The organism is Solibacillus sp. FSL K6-1126 (genome assembly GCF_038003445.1).
Classification (GTDB): Bacteria; Bacillota; Bacilli; order Bacillales_A; family Planococcaceae; genus Solibacillus; species Solibacillus silvestris.
In genome coordinates, this window is record NZ_JBBOPD010000001.1 from 38,339 (window position 1) to 56,504 (window position 18,166).

Sequence of the window (18,166 nt, forward strand, 5' to 3'; positions counted from 1 at the left end):
TTATGCTACAATGAGAAGCTTATACTTTTCATTAAATGGAATTTCTATAAATATCAACTTGAAATATCGTCAATATTTTGTAAGAATAGTAGGCATCGCTCTGTGCATAAACTATATAATAAATACAGTCATCATAGGAAAAACATGACAAATGTAAATAGTTCATAATTTAAATTAAACTAAAATCAAATCTGAGTGAGATAAGGGGGATGTTTATGAAAATTTATACGGATAGTGGTTCTGACTTACCGAAATCATTTTTTGATAACGAAGAAGTACATCTTTTTCCGTTACGCGTGTTAGTGAAAGGTGTTGAGTATGATGACATTATTGGCATCACAACAGACCAGGTATACGCGGCAATTGCTGAAGGTGAGCAACTTAAAACATCACAAGTTTCATTAGAAGTATTTATCAACGCTTTTGAAGAATTAGCAAAATCCGGTGAAGAAGGAGTTTATATTGCCTTTTCATCTGAATTGTCTGGTACATGCCAAACAGCAATTTTAGCAAAAAATCAGGTATTAGAAAGTTATCCGAACTTGAAATTAGAAATTATTGATACGAAATGTGCTTCTTTCGGGCAAGGCTTAGTTGTGAAAGAAGCCGTACGTTTAAATAAATTTGGCATTGAGTTTAATGAAGCCGTTGAAAAACTAACAACAATGGCTAATTCAATGGAACATCTATTTACAGTTGGCGATTTAAACCACTTAGCAAAAGGCGGTCGTGTATCAAAAGCGAGTGCTTTTATGGGTGGATTACTTAATATTAAGCCTATCTTAAATATGGATGATGGTAAGCTTGTACCAATAGAAAAAACACGTGGCTTTAAAAAGGCTACCCAACGTATGATTGCCCTTATGAAAGAACGTGGAGGAGACTTTTCGAATAAAGTTGTCGGTATTTCCCACAGTAATGATGAGGAATTAATGCTAGAAATAAAAGCCGCAATTGCAGATTCATTACACCCGAAGGCAATTGAAACCACAACAATTGGTGCGGTGATCGGTGCACATGTCGGTCGAGGCACAATTGCTATTTTCTTTACGGGACAATAAGTATACATTGTAAAAGCTGCCTAGAAAATTACTTTCTAGACAGCTTTTTTTACTTAAATGAAAAAAAGCCCTGCAAGTGCAATACCGGTAATCGCTCCTAAAGCAATGCCATAACCAAATCCAGCCCCGCCAAAGCCCCAAAATCCAATACCATAACCATTTCTATCGGGCATAATCCATACTTGGCGATTATCGACTTGTGTAATTCTACCTACATGCAGATTACCTTGATTATCTGTAATCCTTACCCGCTTCCCTTGATATTTGCAGCATAAATCATACGCCTCTTTTGGATGCATCTATTTCACTCCTTTCCTTACTTTTTTCTACTATATGTTCAAGCAATTCGCACATACGAGCGCTTCGTCTAATTCATACACTAAGAAAAAGGAGAAAATTATGCCCATTCTGGAGACAAAATTATTATTTGAAAAAACGGAGCATCGTGAGCTGGCAGCCTATCCAATCATCCAATCCATTTTCCCTCGATTTCCACCTGAGGCCGTTCAATTTGAACTTTTACAGCAGGGGCTGCTTCAACATGAGGAACTCCGCATAACATTGGATGTTTGGCAAATATCAAAAAGACTTTTAGAGGAATTAATACTTTTATGGAACGGTCCGGATATACCTGTTGCCATTTTGCCAATAAAAAACGGATTTGTAAAAAATGGTGTTGCCTATCCTAATGGCATTTGTTTGTATGTATCCCCTCGCGTCACAATAAAAGAACTTCATGCACTGTTTACCCATGAATATCATCATATTTGCAGGCGCAGGTTTTTAATAGAACCCCCTACATTACTTGACTCATTGCTTATGGAGGGACTGGCCGAGCATGCGGTGGAAAGCTTATATGGAGAGTATGCATTAAGTTCATGGACGAAACGGTATTCCATGGAGGAAGTATTAAGTTATTGGGATACTCATTTCACCCAAGCATTGCATGTGTCAGGTTTGCATGAACATCAAGCCTTTTTATTCGGGGACTCGGCATTAAATTTACCCCCTTGGATTGGGTATTGTACGGGGTATCGATTAGTTGAAGCCTTTTTACAAAAGAAAGGTCCTTATGATGTAAAACAACTCCTCTCCATGCCTTCACTTTATTTATTAGAGGGTGCAGGATGGAAAAAGGGAGCAACCGAATAATTATTTACGGTTGCTCCCTTACATATTTATTTTTGAATGACTGGCTCCGGATAATCAAAGCCTTTCGTGTCAACTTCAACTGTTTTTATCTTTTGATCTTCCAGCGGTTTATCATTTTCCGCGCGTTCAGCAGCAACAATCTCATCAACTGTTTCCATTCCTTCAGTTACCTTGCCGAATGCTGCATAGTCACCATCCAAATGCGTTGCTTGCTCCGTCATTATAAAGAATTGTGAGCCCGCCGAATCCGGATCTTGGGAACGAGCCATCGAGATTACACCTCGCTCGTGTGTTAACGTATTTTCAAATCCGTTTGAGGTAAATTCCCCTTTAATTGCATAATCAGGTCCACCCATACCTGTACCATCCGGGTCTCCACCTTGGATCATGAAACCGGGAATGACACGATGGAAAATTAGTCCATCATAAAACCCATCTTCTACAAGGGAGATAAAATTGGCCACTGTATTAGGAGCTGTTTTTGGCTCTAGCTCAATAACGATCTTTTCATCATTTTCCATTGTGATCGTAACAATTGGATTTTCTGTAACTTCTTCAGCATAATTTACAGTGGTTTCCTGTTCTTTGTTTTCCGCCGTTTCCTTACCGCATGCAGCTAAAATGACGATTAGCACGGTAAATAAAACTATTTGATAATACTTCTTCATTCACATTCATCTCCTTTTTCCAACTTAATTCCATCATACTACGGATATATATATTAGAGCATCAATTGGGAGCAGCGTTTTCATTAAAAAACATCTAAAACCTTGCAGCCGCAATGTTTTAGATGTTATATAAAATGCTTTTATTTAAATTCGACAGAAAAACTAAGGTTTTAAAATAAATTTAATACTTTGATCTTCATGGTCATGGAATTTCTTATATGCCTCACTAGCCTCAGACAGCGGCACTTTATGGGTAATGATTTCTGTTGGATCAATCTTCCCTTCAGCAACCATTTCATAAAGCATTGGACTATAATGAATAGCCGGTGCTTGTCCCGTTTTCACTGTTACATTGCGCTCGAAAATATTGCCTAATGGGAACATATTGTATTTTGAACCATATACACCTGTCAGCTGAATTGTACCAAATTTTCTGACAGCCTTAATTCCAACATCAATCGCACTCAATGTTCCACCTTGAAGCTTTAGTTTTTGCTGTGCCTTTTCTACAAGGGACATTTTACCATCCATACCTACACAGTCGATTACTACATCGGCACCTCCATGTGTAAGCTCATGAAGATGATTTCCTACATCATCGAAATCATCAAAGTTAAATATTTCTACATTGTTTGTACGTTTTGCATGTTCTAAACGATAGTTTAAAGGGTCTACTACCATTACACGCTTCGCACCTTTCATCCATGCGAATTTTTGTACCATTAAGCCGATGGGGCCAGAGCCTAATACAATAACCGTATCTCCCTTTTTAACTCCCGAATGTTCCACACTCCAATAGGCAGTCGGCAATACATCAGATATAAACAGCAATGCCTCATCTTCTAGTTCACAGTTGTCAGGTACTTTAAATGGTATGAAGTTCCCGTACGGTACACGCAAGTATTCTGCCTGTCCACCCGGGAAGTTACCATAGCGCTCTGTATATCCAAAATAGGCACCCGAATCAATCGCCGGATTTTCGTTGGCATTGTCACATTGGCTTTCCAATTGATTTTGACAGTAGAAGCATTCTCCGCAAGCAACATTAAAAGGAATAACAACGCGGTCCCCTTTTTTAACTTTTGTCACATCAGGTCCGACTTCTTCCACGATTCCCATAGGTTCATGTCCAATAACAAAATCTTCTCGTGCCGGAACAGCCCCGCGATAAATATGGAGATCTGACCCGCAAATTGCCGTTGAGGTAATACGTACAATAATGTCATCTGGCTTTTCAATTTTTGCATCCGGAACTTCTTTTACTTCTACTTTTTTTGCACCTTGATACGTTACTGCTTTCAAAAAGACCCCTCCTGTTGGATAAAGTATTAGAATGAAACTTCGTCAAAGTTATTCTGTAAGTTATATACCCTCCAGCCGAGAAAATAGACATAAAATCAGCCATTGTGTATTCTATTTACAGCTAAAAAAACACTGATCCTTTATTAAAGAATCAGTGTTTTTATTTATGGCTGCTTAACATTATTACGTTCCAAATAGGCAGTATAGTTCGTCCCTTCTTTTAACGCTTTTTCCTCCAGTGGAATACGAATAGAAAGGATAATGAAATTTAAAATTGTGAAACAGATAGCTGTAAAATATGCCTGGAACATAAGTGGCAATACAGCAATCTCTAAACATACAACTAAATAGTTTGGGTGACGGATAAAAGAATACGGCCCCTTCGCTACTACATTTGCTCCTGGTAAAATAATAATTTTTGTATTCCAGAAAGATCCTAATGAAACTAGACACCATACTCTTAACATCTGCAACAATAAAAATAAAATGAGCCATATATAATGCGGTGTAAACTGTCCACTGAAAAATAAGACTTCAATAAGAAGGCTTACAAAAAAGCCAGTATGCAGTACAATCATGAATGGATAATGAGAGGCACCTACTTCATATGCTCCTTTAGCAAGCATTAATTTTTCATTTCTTTTTGCTATAACCAGCTCTACTAATCTTTGAATAATTACAAAAGCTAGTACAATATAAAAAATCAGCTTACTCCCTCCATTCCAATAATACGACTTCTCCGCTAAAACCTGGCCCTAGAGCCACTAGTAAACCTAAAGTATCCGCTCTTTTTTCATTTAACATAAATTGCTCCAAAACATACAGAACTGTAGGAGAAGACATGTTTCCATTTTTTTGAAGTATTTCACGTGAAACATCTGTATGTTCCGTTGTTAAATTCATTGTTTCCTCGTATGCTTGCAATACTTTTTTTCCACCAGGATGTGCTACAAAGTTTACAATTTGTTCAGGTAAAACATCGTACTTATTTAAAAACTCATGGATAAATGGTCCAAGCCACTTTGAAATAATGACCGGTATGCTTTTTGAAAATACTACATGCAAACCGCTATTTTTTACATCCCAGCCCATTACATCTTCAGAATCCGGCATCCACTTTGAGCCACTTCCCTTAATATATGGGATTGGTACATTTTGCTCTAGCTCAACATCATCGCCGCACACGAGGGCACAAGCCGCTCCATCAGCAAATAATGAAGTACCTACGAGATTACTTTTAGAATAATCATCTTTTTGGAATGTAAGGCTACATAGTTCCACACAAACGACAAGTACCTTTGCCTTTGGGTGCGCTTTGCAATAGTCAGAAGCCCTACTAATACCTGCGGCTCCCCCTGCACAGCCTAGCCCCCATAACGGGATTCTGACTAGTTCATTTGAAAAAGGTAGAATATTCATAACACGTGCATCAATACTTGGTGTTGAAATGCCTGTACTACTAATAAAAATAATAGCATCTATATCTTCAGTAGAGATGTCCTGTTGTAAAAAGGAACGATTTGTTAAACATTTTTGAATGACTTCAACACTATACTCGGTAGCCAGTTTTATATAAAGTTCATTGCGTTCTTCAAATGTATGATCTTCACGATACCAGTCAGGTGAAACACATAAATTTCTTGTTTTTATTTCACCATTCTCAAAAACTTTTAATAACCGTTCTAACTTTGGAATTTTATGTTGGAAAAGCTCTTTCGTCAATTGCTCAATATTCGACTGAGCTAATGCGAAAGGCGGTGTATGCGTACTTACTGAAGCGATTTTTGGAATAGTAATTTCTCCTTATATGAGTTATTTTCTTTCAATGTATTGATAAAACCAAAAAAATATACAGAAATAAATGGAATATTTATGTTATTTTTCATGAATAATAGCACTATCCATTAACAGGACGGTGCTATTATCTTTTTTATTAATTTTTAAATGCAATTATTGAAGAACGACTACCAGCCTCTTCTTTTTGAACAACCACAGTCACCATGTGGTCTAAACGGTGTTCCACACATTGTATTAGTTTCGAAACACTCATTCACAACAGATTGTGTATGAGGGAAATAGTGTTGGTTGTTAATATAATGTTGGTTGACCGTTGTTAAATGTGATGGATGAACGTGTGGCACCACCGTGTTCGATATATTTCTTTGAACATATTGTCTCGTTGGCGATACTTGCGGTGATGCATACTGAGTTGGTCCTGTTTGTGTTGGTAATTGCTGTGCATTATTGAAAAACGATTGACCTCTTTCATCATTAAAAGAATTAAACCAGTTTCTATTAACCAATTTTATCCTCCTTCCTTCATCTTGATGTATCTTTACTAACGTATGAAAGGAATTCGGAATAACCTATTTACTTGCCTATTGTTTAGAAACAAATTTTAAAGAATAGGCTGTAATCTGCAAAAATAGTGAAGTAAAGTCAAAAAATATTTGTCTAGTAAAAACCTATTGAATCTTTTGTGATAATGGCGTGTAAAGTCTTTCCCATATTTCTTTTACACCGGCTGATGCGTGCCCTTTTGCATAATGAATATGGTCATTTTGCGATAATGCTAATATGGCGTCACATGCGTTTCCAACTGCAATTGCAGGATAGCCGAGATTGAAAAGACTGAGATCATTTTCCGAATCCCCCGCTACAACTACCTCGCCATCATAGTTACACTTATTAAGTACATATTTCAGAGCAGCACCTTTATTAATATTTGCAGGGAGAATATCTACATCTCTTTCACTGCTAAAAATAAGATCAACTGCTAAATTATGCTGCTTGATCGCTTTCTTAAGTATTTGAACCTGCAGTTCACTCGCAAAATAGGCCAATCGCCAAGGGGTATCAATTGGCTGTCTGGCGATATCAATGGATTTTGCAATCGTATTAACCTGTTCAAAGTCTTCCTGCTTAATATTGCTCGCCCATTCCTGATCAAGCTCATATGAAGGACCAAGGTAGATCGAAGCTCCAACGTCACATATTAAAATGTCCGGCTTTGGCAGTTGTTCGCGTTCAATTAAATCAATCGCCGACTGCCTGTATCTTCCTGTAATGTATATAAGAGATGTGTTTTCAAGTGCCAGCGTTTCCCACAAATCGGTATGTGGAACCTTATCGCTAACAATCGTATTATCTAAATCTGTTGCTAAAACACGAGGTTTAAGGTAAGGAAATGTAAGCATTTTTTCGTTCATACAGCTCCTTTACTTTGCGGGAAATGAGAGACCAGTTAAATTCTTTCATTGCATATTGTTTTGCATCACGACGCATTTTTAATAGTTTTGGCGAGCTCTTTAAGAAATACGCCATGCTTTCGCTCAATTTTTGCACATTTGCTTTTGGTATATGAAGGCCAGTCACTCCGGATTTGACGACATCTTTTAGTCCGCCTACATGTGTCGCAATTACAGGACAGCCACAAGCCTGCGCTTCTGCAGCTACCATACCAAATGATTCATAATGTGAAGGCATAATGGTTGCTAAGGCACCACCGTAAAGGTTCTTTAACTGTTTTTCATTTTTGGGGCCGAGGAATAATACACGATCTTCCATTCCTTTAATTGCTTCTTTTAGCGGTTCGCTTTTTGGGCAATAGTTTTTAATATCAATTGATTCCGGACAGCCACCTGCAATAAGCAGTTTCACGTTATCCGGGACATCATACTTTTTCAGCATATGTCTGAATCCTTCTAAAAGATCAAAAATCCCTTTTGAAGTTTCTAAACGGCCGGCATAAAAATAGTATGGAAATGCAAACTGATCCACTTCCTCAGGGGATGTCAGATACACTGGTGAAACTCCTACCGGCACAACAGATACTGCACTTTTTTTCTTTGTAAAAACTTCAATCTGTTGCTTTTCATTTGGAGTAGTCGCAATAACTACATCCGCTTGCTCCATAATTAGTTTTTCAAAGTGCTTACGCTTACTTTCTATAAAGCCTGTACCTTGCTCTTTTGCAATGGCAAGGGAGTGATTTGTATGGCACCAGTAAAATGAATATTCTTTTTGCAGATTATATGCAAGTACTCCTGATAACCAGTAATGGGTATGAACAACATCATAGCTGCTTATATCCAGTGTTTCGGTCATTTCTTCGTATAAACGAGGAAGTAAAGTAAACATCTGACGCTTATCAACAAAGCCTTTTTGACCACCTGCAAAGCGGTAAACTTTACTGCGCTCACCCAGCTGTTCAACTGCCGGCTTTTGTTCACTACTCCAATGGGTAACAATATCAACACTGTACCCAAGCCCATCAAGCTGCAGGGCTAAATGTTTTACATAATTGTTTTGTCCACCTGCTTGTTTACTTCCAAGTGGAATTAAAGGGTCGCCATGATCGGAAATAAATAATATCTTTCTCAAATGAAATCTCATCCTTTCGTTCTTAAGCAGCGAATCATAGCTGTAAATATTTACTGCTGTCTTGCTGATTTTTAATGAAATGATGGTAACTTTTCATAAAATTACTCTTCATTAGCTAGGTAGAATTTATAACTTCTTATGCTGTCCTTTATTCTCAATTGATTTAAACACCCTCACACTACCTAGCAAATAATAGAAGAGAGATTAAGGGTGTTGGAATTTAATATTTTATTAATTAGGTTCAATTGATACGTACCCCACTCAGTAAAAATTAAACAAAATATTCTAAAAAATAGTAAAAACAAAACTTTATTATTACACTATTTTTTCAAAATAGGTTAAAAGCACCTGCATTTTGTAATCTTTATAAGCCAGCACACTTTATTTAAATCACTTCAAGCGTGACCTCAATATTGCCTCTTGTTGCTTTTGAGTAAGGACATACTTCATGTGCTTTATGCACCAGTTCTTCTAATTGATCGCGCTCTATATCTGTGCCTTTCACCTGAAGCACAACACCAAGCTTAAACCCTTGATCTTGTTCATCTTTCAATAAGCTGACATTAGCTGTTACTTCAGAAGTGAATTTAATACGGGCTTTACTTGCCGTTAATTGGAGAGCGCTATCAAAGCAAGCAGCATAACCTGAAGCAAATAATTGTTCCGGGTTTGTTGCATTTTCAAGTTTTTTCGCTCGCGGTGTTCCTGGCATTGCTGTTTCAAATTGAATTACCCCATCATCCGACTGTACTTTCCCTTCACGTCCTCCTGAAGCAGTTGCAATAGCAGTAAATAATTTTTCAGACATTCCACTTCCACACCTTTCATTTTTAAATACAACTTATCCTTACCCGTTTTTTTCTTTTTCCAAAAGTGTTTTTGTTAATTAATTGTTAAATTCATGATGAAGTAGCAATAAATTATTCAGCAAAAAATTTTTATAGGTCGATATAATCGCCAAAATGAGTGATGAGGGCTTGTGTTTCTTTATTGGATTTATACAGTCCAATACTTTTTTACTATTTCTCTATACTATTTTTTCCCCAAACAAATTGGATGCAAGTGTTGTTAATCAAGCGATTGCTTATGTTTTGAATTGATAATCGGGGGTATCAACTTACAAGTATTCGTTGGGAGGGGATAGTAATATGTTTGGCATATCCGATCTCATTTCACTTGTCATTTCTGCATTTATTATCCTGCCTGCTGTTGTATTTATTCGGGAGATGGGATACGTAATAGTCAGTTGGCTTTTCGGAGTAATTAAACCAAGAGTAACGATCGGATCCGGGCGCAGAGTTTTTAAGTTTGGTATGTTCGATATCCGCAGTTGCTATCATTTTTATAGCTGGTTTTCGTATGACAAATTAAAACATGAAAATAAGTTTGCCTATATTAGCATTTATTCGGGACCTATTTTAATCAATCTTATAGTAGGTCTTACGATTAATTTTCTAATTGCTAATGGGGTGATTGAAGAATATAAAACATTTTGGGATCGCTTTGTTTTTTATGCATTTTATTATGTATTATTCGATGCAGTTCCAATGACCACATTTAACGGAAAACCAAATAACGGGATGATAATTTATAAGATGATTCGTTATGGAAAGCGGATCGACTCATCTAAGGAACACATTCTCCCCTCAACATCGGAAGTGGAGAAAGAATACCAGGAATACATGAAAGAAATTGACGAAAATGAAAAGAAGGTAAATAAGGAAAATCATTACTAAATCAATCAGCTTGTAATTGCCGAACCAAAATGTTAAATGATATAACCTGTTTGCAATATGAAAAGTAACTTTCAATAAAAAAGAACTAAGGCTTATGCCTTAGTTCTTTAATTCAATGTACAAAATAGATGTCAAATATAAATTAGTTCCAGGCAGTTCGTTCACTTTCAGCCTCGTTCATGCCTGTTTTATTTCTTTTAGCAGGAACATTGCTTTCTTTTGCTGGAGCTGCATTAAAAATAAAATCAAGTTCTGATACAAACTCTTCTTGCTTGGAGTTTTTACGATTTTGATTTACTTCTAGCTTATTCGCACTTTGCTTGCGACTTGCTTTTGCATAGTTGCGTTTAAAATCCATATTTGACATAGCCATCCTCCATTGATTTTTATTTGAAAAGTATAAAAATCTTTTCCCCTTTATACTTTTCATTTTAAAGTTTAACCACTCTTACTTCCTTTTATTAAAAATATATACAATCTCCTTTCCCTAATTAGTGAATTAGTTCCCTCCTTTTTTTATCTCTCGTATGAAAGTTCTACTATTTTACCAAATTACTAGGAAGATAGATTTACCCTATATTTACCATACTGATACTATTTATCAATCTTTTTGAAAATACAGAAATTTCGATATTCGGATAAATTCAATTGTGATAAATTGGTAATACCGCATTAAACAGAATAGTGCGAAAATTTAATACAAAGGGGAAATGAGGATTGAAAAAGTTTAAATTTACGAGATTCTTTAGCAGTATTCTAGCTTTCGTTATGGTGCTCTCTTTATTAGTTCCATTCTCGAATGCAAGTGCTGAGGAATTAAAACCATTCAAGCAGGATGGACAGAGTGAAAGTACCCTCCAGCTAAAAGCGGCGATTGCTGAACAGCTAACCTTGTCTAAAGATGGCCCAACTCTTCATGAAAGCCTGCAAAATATTTCAGGCAATCAAGAGGTTGCAGTTATCGTTCATTTATCTGAAAAACCGGTAGCTTTAGAGCAAGGAATCAGCCAAATTAAAGGCAAAAAATTTTCTAATGCCCGCGCAAATGAAGTTCGCGCAAATGTAAAAGCACAACAGGCAAAAGTAAAAAAAGAGTTAACTGCCAAACAGGTGCAAATGACTCAAGGATACACTTTTGATACGGTACTAAACGGGTTTGCAGCAACAATTAAAGCAAATGACATTCCAAAACTGCTATCAGTAGAAGGAATTACTTTAATTGAACCGGATGCAACGGTATACGCATCAGAAGAAATTACAACAAAATCGAAATCATCAGAACTTATTAAAGATGAGCAATTGGAAGCACAAATGAATACAAGTATTTCTTTCCTTGGTATTGAAAATCTTTGGAATGAAGGAATTGAAGGACAAGGGATAAAAGTGGCAGTACTTGATACAGGTATTGATGCAGACCACCCTGAATTTGCTGATATTTATAAAGGCGGGAAGAACTTTATTCCTAACTCTTCAACTTACGCTAAACCACGTGCAGATGACGATGCATCGGAAACATTACCTTCAGAGCGCCCAGCAGGTACTCCTGAATTCAATGCAAACGGAAGCTCGTTCTATACTTCTCATGGAACGCATGTTGCCGGGACAATAGCGGCAATTGGCGCTAACGAATTCGGCATTAAAGGAATTGCTCCAAAAGTAGACCTTTATGCTTACCGCGTTCTTGGAGCATACGGAAGCGGTGCGACATCAGGTATTGTTAAAGCAATTGAAACAGCTGTTATAGAAGAAATGGATGTTATTAACCTTTCACTTGGTGGTGGTGCTAACACTGAAACGGATGCAGGATCATTTGCGATCAATAACGCAATGATGGCTGGAACAATCGGTGTTGTTGCAACAGGAAATTCAGGTCCAAACCGTGGAACAATGGGCACACCTGCAACTGCCCGCTTAGGGATTGCAGTCGGTAACACAACAAATCCGGAAACAATGTATAACGGAGAGGTTAATATTACAGTTAGCGACTATAACTTTACAAAACAGCTTCCTTTAATGGGAACAACTTTTGGTAAAAACTTAGCAGCTCAGCTTCAAGGTGAGTTTGATCTAGTTGCGATTCCTGGAAACGGGGAAGTGAAAGATTATGAAGGAATTGATGTTGAAGGTAAAGTGGCATTAATTTCGCGCGGAAGTATTGCATTTGTTGATAAAATTGCAAATGCTAAAGCAAACGGTGCAGTCGCTACAATTATCCATAACTTTGCCGGTGGAACGAATGCACCGGACATTTCAGGCACATTCCTTGGTGACTCTTTTGAGTTCCTGCCAACATTCGATATGTCAGTAACAGACGGTAATGCAATTCGCACTGTATTGGCAGGTGGAACAGGGAAAGTAAGCTTCGGCAAGTTTGCTTCAACTACGACAACTGGAGATGATGTAAACTCTTCTAGTTCACGTGGACCTTCTACACCAAACTTCGATATTAAACCAGATGTCACGGCACCTGGAACAAATATTATGTCAACGATTCCTATGTATAAAGTGGACTTCCCTGAAGCAGTTTACAACGAAGCGTATGCTCGTAAAACAGGTACTTCTATGGCAACACCGCATATTGCAGGTATTGCAGCATTAGTAAAACAAGCAAATCCAGATTGGGATGCTTTCGATGTAAAAGTTGCCCTTTCGAATACAGCAAAAGTGCTGGATACAGCAAAATATGATGTGTTCTCTCAAGGTGCGGGACGCGTAAATGCCTATGCAGCGGCTCACCCGGAAATTCTTGCGTATGCACTTGATACAGCAGTTTTAGATGCTACAGGTGCTGTTGTAGACAACAAAAAAGGGACGGTTACTTTTGGTCCTCAATCATTGAAAGACGGAAACATTTCTGTAACGAAACAAGTATTAGTAAAAGATATGAAAGGAAATGGCGGCAGTTACAACGTATCCGTTGATGTGACAAAAACATTTGGCGATGCAGCTGTTACAGTCGATCAGTCTACCTTTAATTTAGCTGGTGAGCAGCTGTTAAACATTACATTAACTGCTTCACAAGCTGTGGCACCAAATGGCTCTGAAATTTTAGGTTTTATCCATATAAACGGTGGATCTACAGAAGCTTCATTACCTTTCGCAGCTGACTTTGGCAGCGCGGCAGCTACTGAAATTAAAGATTTCAACATTACAGAAACAGACCTGTCATTTAACGGTGATGGCATCAAAGATTCAGCGGTACTTTCATTTACCCTGACTGGTGATGTTACAACAAACTATATCGAGCTTTGGGACATTATGAATCCGGAAGGCGGAGAATATGGGGACGGTTATATCGGATATCTGCATGCAGGTTCTGCACTAGGAAAAGGATCTTATACGCTGAATGTTGGCGGGCAGTACAAACCTTGGGGCAGTGCACCTTCAACTACAATTCCGGATGGTCTATATACAATTGACTTTACTGGTATGGCAGCTACAGGAATAGTTTCGGATTATGTAGGACCAATCGTTGTAAAAACGACAAAGCCGGAAATTACAGGTTCAGTAGCTGAAGGTATTGTTTCAGGACAAGTAACAGATAAGTATATCGACTACAATGAAGAATTATATTTATACGGCTTAGATTACAATTTAAATGATAAATTAAAAGCTTCATATGTTGCGACTGTAAACGGCGAAGTACAAGCACCGGTTGCATTCGATTTAAATGAGAATGGTAGCTTTACATTCCCGGTAACAGCAGAAACAAATGCTGTAACAGTAGTCATTACAGATGCTGCCGGAAATGTCGGCGAAGCAGTAATTTTTGAAAAAGAATTAGTAGAACCAATTGTCACTCTTTCTGTAAGTCCAACAGAGCTTGATTTAACATCTGGTGAAACAGCACAGCTTGCGGTAACGGAAACAACAACACCTGCTGAAGGCGATGCAACAGAAGAAGACGTAACTTCACAAGCTACGTATGTTGTGGCAGACGAAAATGTTGCTACAGTTGTAAACGGTTTAGTAACTGCAGTAGCGGAAGGCACAACGACAATTACTGTTAAACATGGTGAAAATGTAGCAACAGTAACTGTAACAGTTAAAGCTCCTGTAATAGAAGAGCCAGTTGTAACACTGGAAGTCGACCAAACTCAAGTTGAGACAAGCATCGGTAAAGAAGTTAAGGTTAAGATTACTGAAGTATCAACATTGAACGGTGAAACAACAGAAAAAGATGTTACAAACCTTGCAAACTACCAAGTTGAAAACGAGAAGATTGCTACTGTTAAAGCAGGCACTGTAAAAGGAAAAGGTCAAGGTACTACTTCTGTTACAGTAACATATGGTGAGCATACATTAACGTTTGACGTGACTGTTGTAAAGCCTGGTAATGGCAACGGCAACGGCAACGGCAATGGCAACGGCAATGGCAACGGCAACGGCAACGGCAATGGCAACGGCAACGGCAATGGCAACGGCAATGGCAACGGTAAAGTTCCTAAAAAGAACAATGAAGTTACCGAATTTGAAATTTAATTAATATAGCCAAGTTTAAGCTTCATCCCCGATGGAGCCTAAACTTGGCTTTTTTGTCCTACGAAGAAAAAGGATGCTTTTATTAAAGCACCAGCACCCCTTCACACTTTATCCTATTACTATTTCTTTTTTCTTATTAAACTCTTCGTTTTCCAAGTTCACTTTTTCAGGTTTAACAACGAATATACTAATTAAAGTAGCAAGCGTAAACAAAGCTGCAATTACGTATAATACCATGTCATAAGATTGGGTTTTTTCAAGAATAATGGCACTTAGCTGGTTGCCTGTCAATCCTGCAAACGCCCATGCAGATAAGGCTAAGCCATGCACAGTTGAGATACTGTCGATACCAAAGCGGTCTGATAACAGTGGCGGCAACGATGAGAATCCTCCCCCGTAACCTGCATTCACAATACAAAGTAAGGCAATGATAAGAATGGCCATGGAATTATTTATTCCATCAAATATAACGGTACATAAAATAATGACAATGGAAGAAATGAAAATAATTTTATAAATGGAGTTCCGATCTTTTAAACGGTCCCCCCAAGAAGAAAATGCAATTCGTCCGCCTGCATTAAAAATAGCTGTGAGCGAACTAACTAAACCAATCGCTCCAAATCCAATGAAAGCTAAAATGCCTTTTTCCTGTGAAATTAACGCTAAGCCACATGTAATGTTAATATAGAACATCAGCCAAATACCGATAAATGTCTTATTCGTTAATACTTTTCTATAACTAAAGCTTTGCATTTGTAAACTTTCTTCTTCATATCCAGCCGGTTTCTTTAAAATTAAGTGTCCGACAACCATCATTACTAAATAGATTGCTGCCAAAATATAAAACATAATATAGATATTTGTCGGATTCACTAAAATACCTTCACTATTGCGATCACCAAGTAACTTTTCCATTAATGGACTTGCAATAACTTTTGCTAAGCCAAATCCTGCAACAGCAAGACCCGTTGCTAATCCCTTTTGTTCTTTAAACCAAAGCATCAGTGTTTTTACAGGTGTTAAATAGCCGATTCCAAGCCCAATCCCCATAACAACTCCATATGAAATATAAATTCCCATTAATGATTTTTGATAAATAAAGAATCCTGTTGCTGCCATCCCTACAACAAAAAATATGGCCGCAAGCAAGGATGACTTATGAATATCTTTTTCAACAAATTTCCCGCCAAAAGCAGCAGACATACCAAGAACAAAAATAGCTATACTGAATGCCCATTCCACTTCACTGACAGGTTTTCCGATGTAAGAGGCAATATCACCCTTAAATAATGACCAGCAATAAACTGTACCAATACTACAGTGAATCAATAAAGCCGGAATGACAGCACGCATCCACTTGTTTTCAAACTTTCCCACATTAAAACTCCTCATTATTCATTTAACCCAAAACACGAACTTTAATTAGAAATAAATAAATATAGTTCGTATATAAACTATATTATTAATTATAATAAGTGATTTATAGATTAAATATTTTATTTTCACGAACATTAACAAAGTGATTATATAATAATATTCATGATAAATGAATAATAATTTTAATATAATTTTTAAATTGCTAGAAATGATTCATATATTATTCAAATTATTCTGTACTTAAGAAAATAAAAAACAGCCTAATTTAGTAATTAGACTGTTTGAAGCAGCAAAATATATCTTCTTGTTTAATCGGGTATAATTAAAATCTATTTAAATGTTATTTTCACAGCATAGCCTAGATTTCGGAAAAAACCTGCGAGAACTTTCTCCGCACTTTTTTCTGCTGATTCCAGCAACCCGATTTCAATGGCTTCATCTTTAATTTGCTTTTGCGCTACTGCTGCCAGATTATATCCCTCATCCCACTTCACTTCCCCACGGAATAATCCTTCGTCCGAGAAGGTTTTGACATCTTCCATTTGAATAGCAGGATCCTGTATCAGTGTTGCTCGTGGCAGGACAATCTCTAACTCTTTATCATCTTCGTTGATTTTGATATCATCCGAAGTTATTCCTTTAAGATCAACACCTGCAATGACTGTGGCAGGGACAATTAATAATAGCTCCCTTTTTGTACCTGGTAAATTAACCGAAATATCATTTCCGAACAGCTTATTATCCTTTTGTTCAATGACTACTTTCACATGTGCTTCAGCCGTTGCGAGCGTTGCTAATTCCTGAACCTGTTCTACAAATACTGTACTATCTTTTTTCAATGTATTTCCGAAAAATAACCAAGTACCTCCAAAGGTAATGAGGATTAGGAGCAGTGCAATTAATAAAATCTTAAATCCCCAAAATTTAAATATAACCTTAAATATTGCTCCGGAAATATTGGCGTTTCCTCTGTGCTGTCCTATAACCGCTGTGGCAGCACTTTCTTCCTCACCGTTTTTCAATTCTTTCAATACTTGTTCAATTTGTGTTAATGCTTCTTCTTTTTTACTCATGGCATCTTCCCCCTTCCCGATATCTTGTTAAGGAAAATTAAATTATAGTTTCCAGATTTATACTTGAATATCATATCAAATTATTTACCTTTATTAGTACTAAAAAAGGTGACTACGAGATATAACTCAGAAGGTGTAATCGTTTTTCATTTTTTTCAAATCTTGTTAATAGCAATTTTCATAAAATACATTTAAACTATCGAATGGAATTATATTAAGAGAGGTTACAAAATGAAAAAACAATCGTTGTTTATACGAGGAACTCTATTTGCAGCAATTTTAACAGGTTTATTCTTTGCACTTTACAAAAGCGGTATTTCTGTTTCCGATCTGTCACCCCAGCTTATTTTAGAGCTTGCTCATAATAATCTAACTATCGTTATTTTAATAATGATGTTATTAATGCTCCTGCAAAACTTATTTACATTTATTCCGTTAATTTTAGTTATCACAATTAATATTGCATTGTTCGGGTTTTGGCGTGGTTATTTTTTTAGTACATTCAGCAGTGTTATTGGAAGTACATCGATTTTCATTTCCATCCGCTATTTTTTTGCAAATTTGATTACTTCGGAAAAACTAAAAAAATATGAGCAGAAAATCAATCAAAACAGCTTTCTATTTGTTCTTTCAGGCCGTATTTTGCCATTCCTTCCTACGAATCTAATTAACATCGTATCCGGCTTAAGCAAAATGAAAATATCTTATTTTATCTCAGCTACTACAATTGGTAACATGATTTATGGACTTGTATTAGCCTCTATTTCTTTTGGAATTATCTCTGTCTCACAGCAATATAGACAACTATTTTATGTGATTATTGCAATTGCCGCCATTATCGTTGCGGTTCGATTCATTAAAAAGCAACGTACAAGCAGTATTTAAAAAAGAAGGTATTATACCTTCTTTTTTTATTGCGCTAATTACACAAC

The 18,166-nt window shown here is 36.9% G+C and carries 17 protein-coding genes; 5 read left to right on the forward strand and 12 right to left on the reverse strand.

The annotated features are described in order from the left end of the window. The first annotated feature begins 215 nt into the window (after positions 1-215). Positions 216-1,061 (forward strand): DegV family protein, encoded by an 846-nt coding sequence (locus MHH44_RS00210; RefSeq protein ID WP_065217689.1) that lies wholly within the window; start codon positions 216-218, stop codon positions 1,059-1,061. Positions 1,062-1,114: 53 nt separating this feature from the next. Here the strand turns inward: MHH44_RS00210 and MHH44_RS00215 are convergent, their stop codons facing one another. After that, the gene (locus MHH44_RS00215) at positions 1,115-1,360 is read right to left on the reverse strand and encodes a hypothetical protein (protein WP_014822384.1); all 246 of its coding nucleotides are present in this window, start codon (positions 1,358-1,360) and stop codon (positions 1,115-1,117) included. 100 nt (positions 1,361-1,460) lie between these two features. Here MHH44_RS00215 and MHH44_RS00220 point away from each other — a divergent pair, with 100 nt between their 5' ends. After that, positions 1,461-2,213, forward strand: a complete 753-nt coding sequence (locus tag MHH44_RS00220) for a DUF2268 domain-containing protein (RefSeq protein WP_340797506.1) — start codon at positions 1,461-1,463, stop codon at positions 2,211-2,213. Between the two features lie 26 nt (positions 2,214-2,239). On the opposite strand, the gene MHH44_RS00225 is transcribed toward MHH44_RS00220, so the two are convergent. The 8 genes from MHH44_RS00225 to MHH44_RS00260 all read right to left on the reverse strand — a co-directional run bounded on the left by MHH44_RS00225 (position 2,240) and on the right by MHH44_RS00260 (position 9,374). After that, positions 2,240-2,881, reverse strand: coding sequence for a peptidylprolyl isomerase (locus MHH44_RS00225; RefSeq protein ID WP_340797507.1), 642 nt, complete (start codon positions 2,879-2,881; stop codon positions 2,240-2,242). 162 nt (positions 2,882-3,043) lie between these two features. Further along, entirely contained in the window at positions 3,044-4,183 is a 1,140-nt protein-coding gene (locus MHH44_RS00230) for a zinc-dependent alcohol dehydrogenase (RefSeq protein WP_008407061.1), read from the reverse strand. A 164-nt stretch (positions 4,184-4,347) separates the two neighbouring features. Then, positions 4,348-4,890: an isoprenylcysteine carboxyl methyltransferase family protein gene (locus MHH44_RS00235; RefSeq protein ID WP_039967174.1), complete on the reverse strand. Its 543-nt coding sequence runs from the start codon at positions 4,888-4,890 to the stop codon at positions 4,348-4,350. A 1-nt stretch (position 4,891) separates the two neighbouring features. After that, a complete protein-coding gene (locus MHH44_RS00240) occupies positions 4,892-5,974 on the reverse strand; it encodes a type III polyketide synthase (protein ID WP_039967176.1) in 1,083 nt (360 codons plus the stop codon). Between the two features lie 173 nt (positions 5,975-6,147). Next, entirely contained in the window at positions 6,148-6,486 is a 339-nt protein-coding gene (locus tag MHH44_RS00245; RefSeq protein WP_008407064.1) for a CotD family spore coat protein, read from the reverse strand. Between the two features lie 162 nt (positions 6,487-6,648). Then, positions 6,649-7,392 (reverse strand): HAD-IIB family hydrolase, encoded by a 744-nt coding sequence (locus MHH44_RS00250; RefSeq protein ID WP_008407066.1) that lies wholly within the window; start codon positions 7,390-7,392, stop codon positions 6,649-6,651. Continuing rightward, positions 7,358-8,566 (reverse strand): glycosyltransferase, encoded by a 1,209-nt coding sequence (locus MHH44_RS00255; protein WP_014822379.1) that lies wholly within the window; start codon positions 8,564-8,566, stop codon positions 7,358-7,360. The genes MHH44_RS00250 and MHH44_RS00255 overlap by 35 nt, the downstream gene beginning before the upstream one ends. Positions 8,567-8,951: 385 nt before the next feature. Then, positions 8,952-9,374 (reverse strand): organic hydroperoxide resistance protein, encoded by a 423-nt coding sequence (locus MHH44_RS00260; protein WP_065217694.1) that lies wholly within the window; start codon positions 9,372-9,374, stop codon positions 8,952-8,954. A 340-nt stretch (positions 9,375-9,714) separates the two neighbouring features. Between MHH44_RS00260 and MHH44_RS00265 the strand changes: the two genes are divergently transcribed. Beyond that, complete coding sequence (locus MHH44_RS00265) at positions 9,715-10,302, forward strand: hypothetical protein (protein ID WP_340797508.1); 588 nt, start codon at positions 9,715-9,717, stop codon at positions 10,300-10,302. 142 nt (positions 10,303-10,444) lie between these two features. On the opposite strand, the gene MHH44_RS00270 is transcribed toward MHH44_RS00265, so the two are convergent. Continuing rightward, on the reverse strand, positions 10,445-10,669 hold the full coding sequence (locus tag MHH44_RS00270) for a hypothetical protein (RefSeq protein ID WP_065217695.1): 225 nt from the start codon (positions 10,667-10,669) through the stop codon (positions 10,445-10,447). 350 nt (positions 10,670-11,019) lie between these two features. Between MHH44_RS00270 and MHH44_RS00275 the strand changes: the two genes are divergently transcribed. Continuing rightward, positions 11,020-14,784, forward strand: coding sequence for a S8 family serine peptidase (locus tag MHH44_RS00275; RefSeq protein WP_340797509.1), 3,765 nt, complete (start codon positions 11,020-11,022; stop codon positions 14,782-14,784). Positions 14,785-14,892: 108 nt separating this feature from the next. Here the strand turns inward: MHH44_RS00275 and MHH44_RS00280 are convergent, their stop codons facing one another. After that, entirely contained in the window at positions 14,893-16,161 is a 1,269-nt protein-coding gene (locus MHH44_RS00280) for an OFA family MFS transporter (RefSeq protein ID WP_340797510.1), read from the reverse strand. Between the two features lie 329 nt (positions 16,162-16,490). Next, the gene (locus tag MHH44_RS00285) at positions 16,491-17,234 is read right to left on the reverse strand and encodes a DUF4230 domain-containing protein (RefSeq protein ID WP_014822375.1); all 744 of its coding nucleotides are present in this window, start codon (positions 17,232-17,234) and stop codon (positions 16,491-16,493) included. Between the two features lie 231 nt (positions 17,235-17,465). Here MHH44_RS00285 and MHH44_RS00290 point away from each other — a divergent pair, with 231 nt between their 5' ends. After that, positions 17,466-18,119, forward strand: coding sequence for a TVP38/TMEM64 family protein (locus tag MHH44_RS00290; protein WP_014822374.1), 654 nt, complete (start codon positions 17,466-17,468; stop codon positions 18,117-18,119). The last annotated feature ends 47 nt before the right edge of the window (positions 18,120-18,166 follow it).

What these genes read in the sequence shown, in the direction of transcription:
- MHH44_RS00225 (WP_340797507.1), bottom strand. Translation starts at nt 2,881, where the DNA reads ATGAAGAAGTATTATCAAATAGTTTTATTTACCGTGCTAATCGTCATT.
- MHH44_RS00250 (WP_008407066.1), bottom strand. Translation starts at nt 7,392, where the DNA reads ATGAACGAAAAAATGCTTACATTTCCTTACCTTAAACCTCGTGTTTTA.
- MHH44_RS00220 (WP_340797506.1), top strand. Translation starts at nt 1,461, where the DNA reads ATGCCCATTCTGGAGACAAAATTATTATTTGAAAAAACGGAGCATCGT.
- MHH44_RS00290 (WP_014822374.1), top strand. Translation starts at nt 17,466, where the DNA reads ATGAAAAAACAATCGTTGTTTATACGAGGAACTCTATTTGCAGCAATT.
- MHH44_RS00270 (WP_065217695.1), bottom strand. Translation starts at nt 10,669, where the DNA reads ATGTCAAATATGGATTTTAAACGCAACTATGCAAAAGCAAGTCGCAAG.
- MHH44_RS00215 (WP_014822384.1), bottom strand. Translation starts at nt 1,360, where the DNA reads ATGCATCCAAAAGAGGCGTATGATTTATGCTGCAAATATCAAGGGAAG.
- MHH44_RS00210 (WP_065217689.1), top strand. Translation starts at nt 216, where the DNA reads ATGAAAATTTATACGGATAGTGGTTCTGACTTACCGAAATCATTTTTT.
- MHH44_RS00260 (WP_065217694.1), bottom strand. Translation starts at nt 9,374, where the DNA reads ATGTCTGAAAAATTATTTACTGCTATTGCAACTGCTTCAGGAGGACGT.
- MHH44_RS00265 (WP_340797508.1), top strand. Translation starts at nt 9,715, where the DNA reads ATGTTTGGCATATCCGATCTCATTTCACTTGTCATTTCTGCATTTATT.
- MHH44_RS00285 (WP_014822375.1), bottom strand. Translation starts at nt 17,234, where the DNA reads ATGAGTAAAAAAGAAGAAGCATTAACACAAATTGAACAAGTATTGAAA.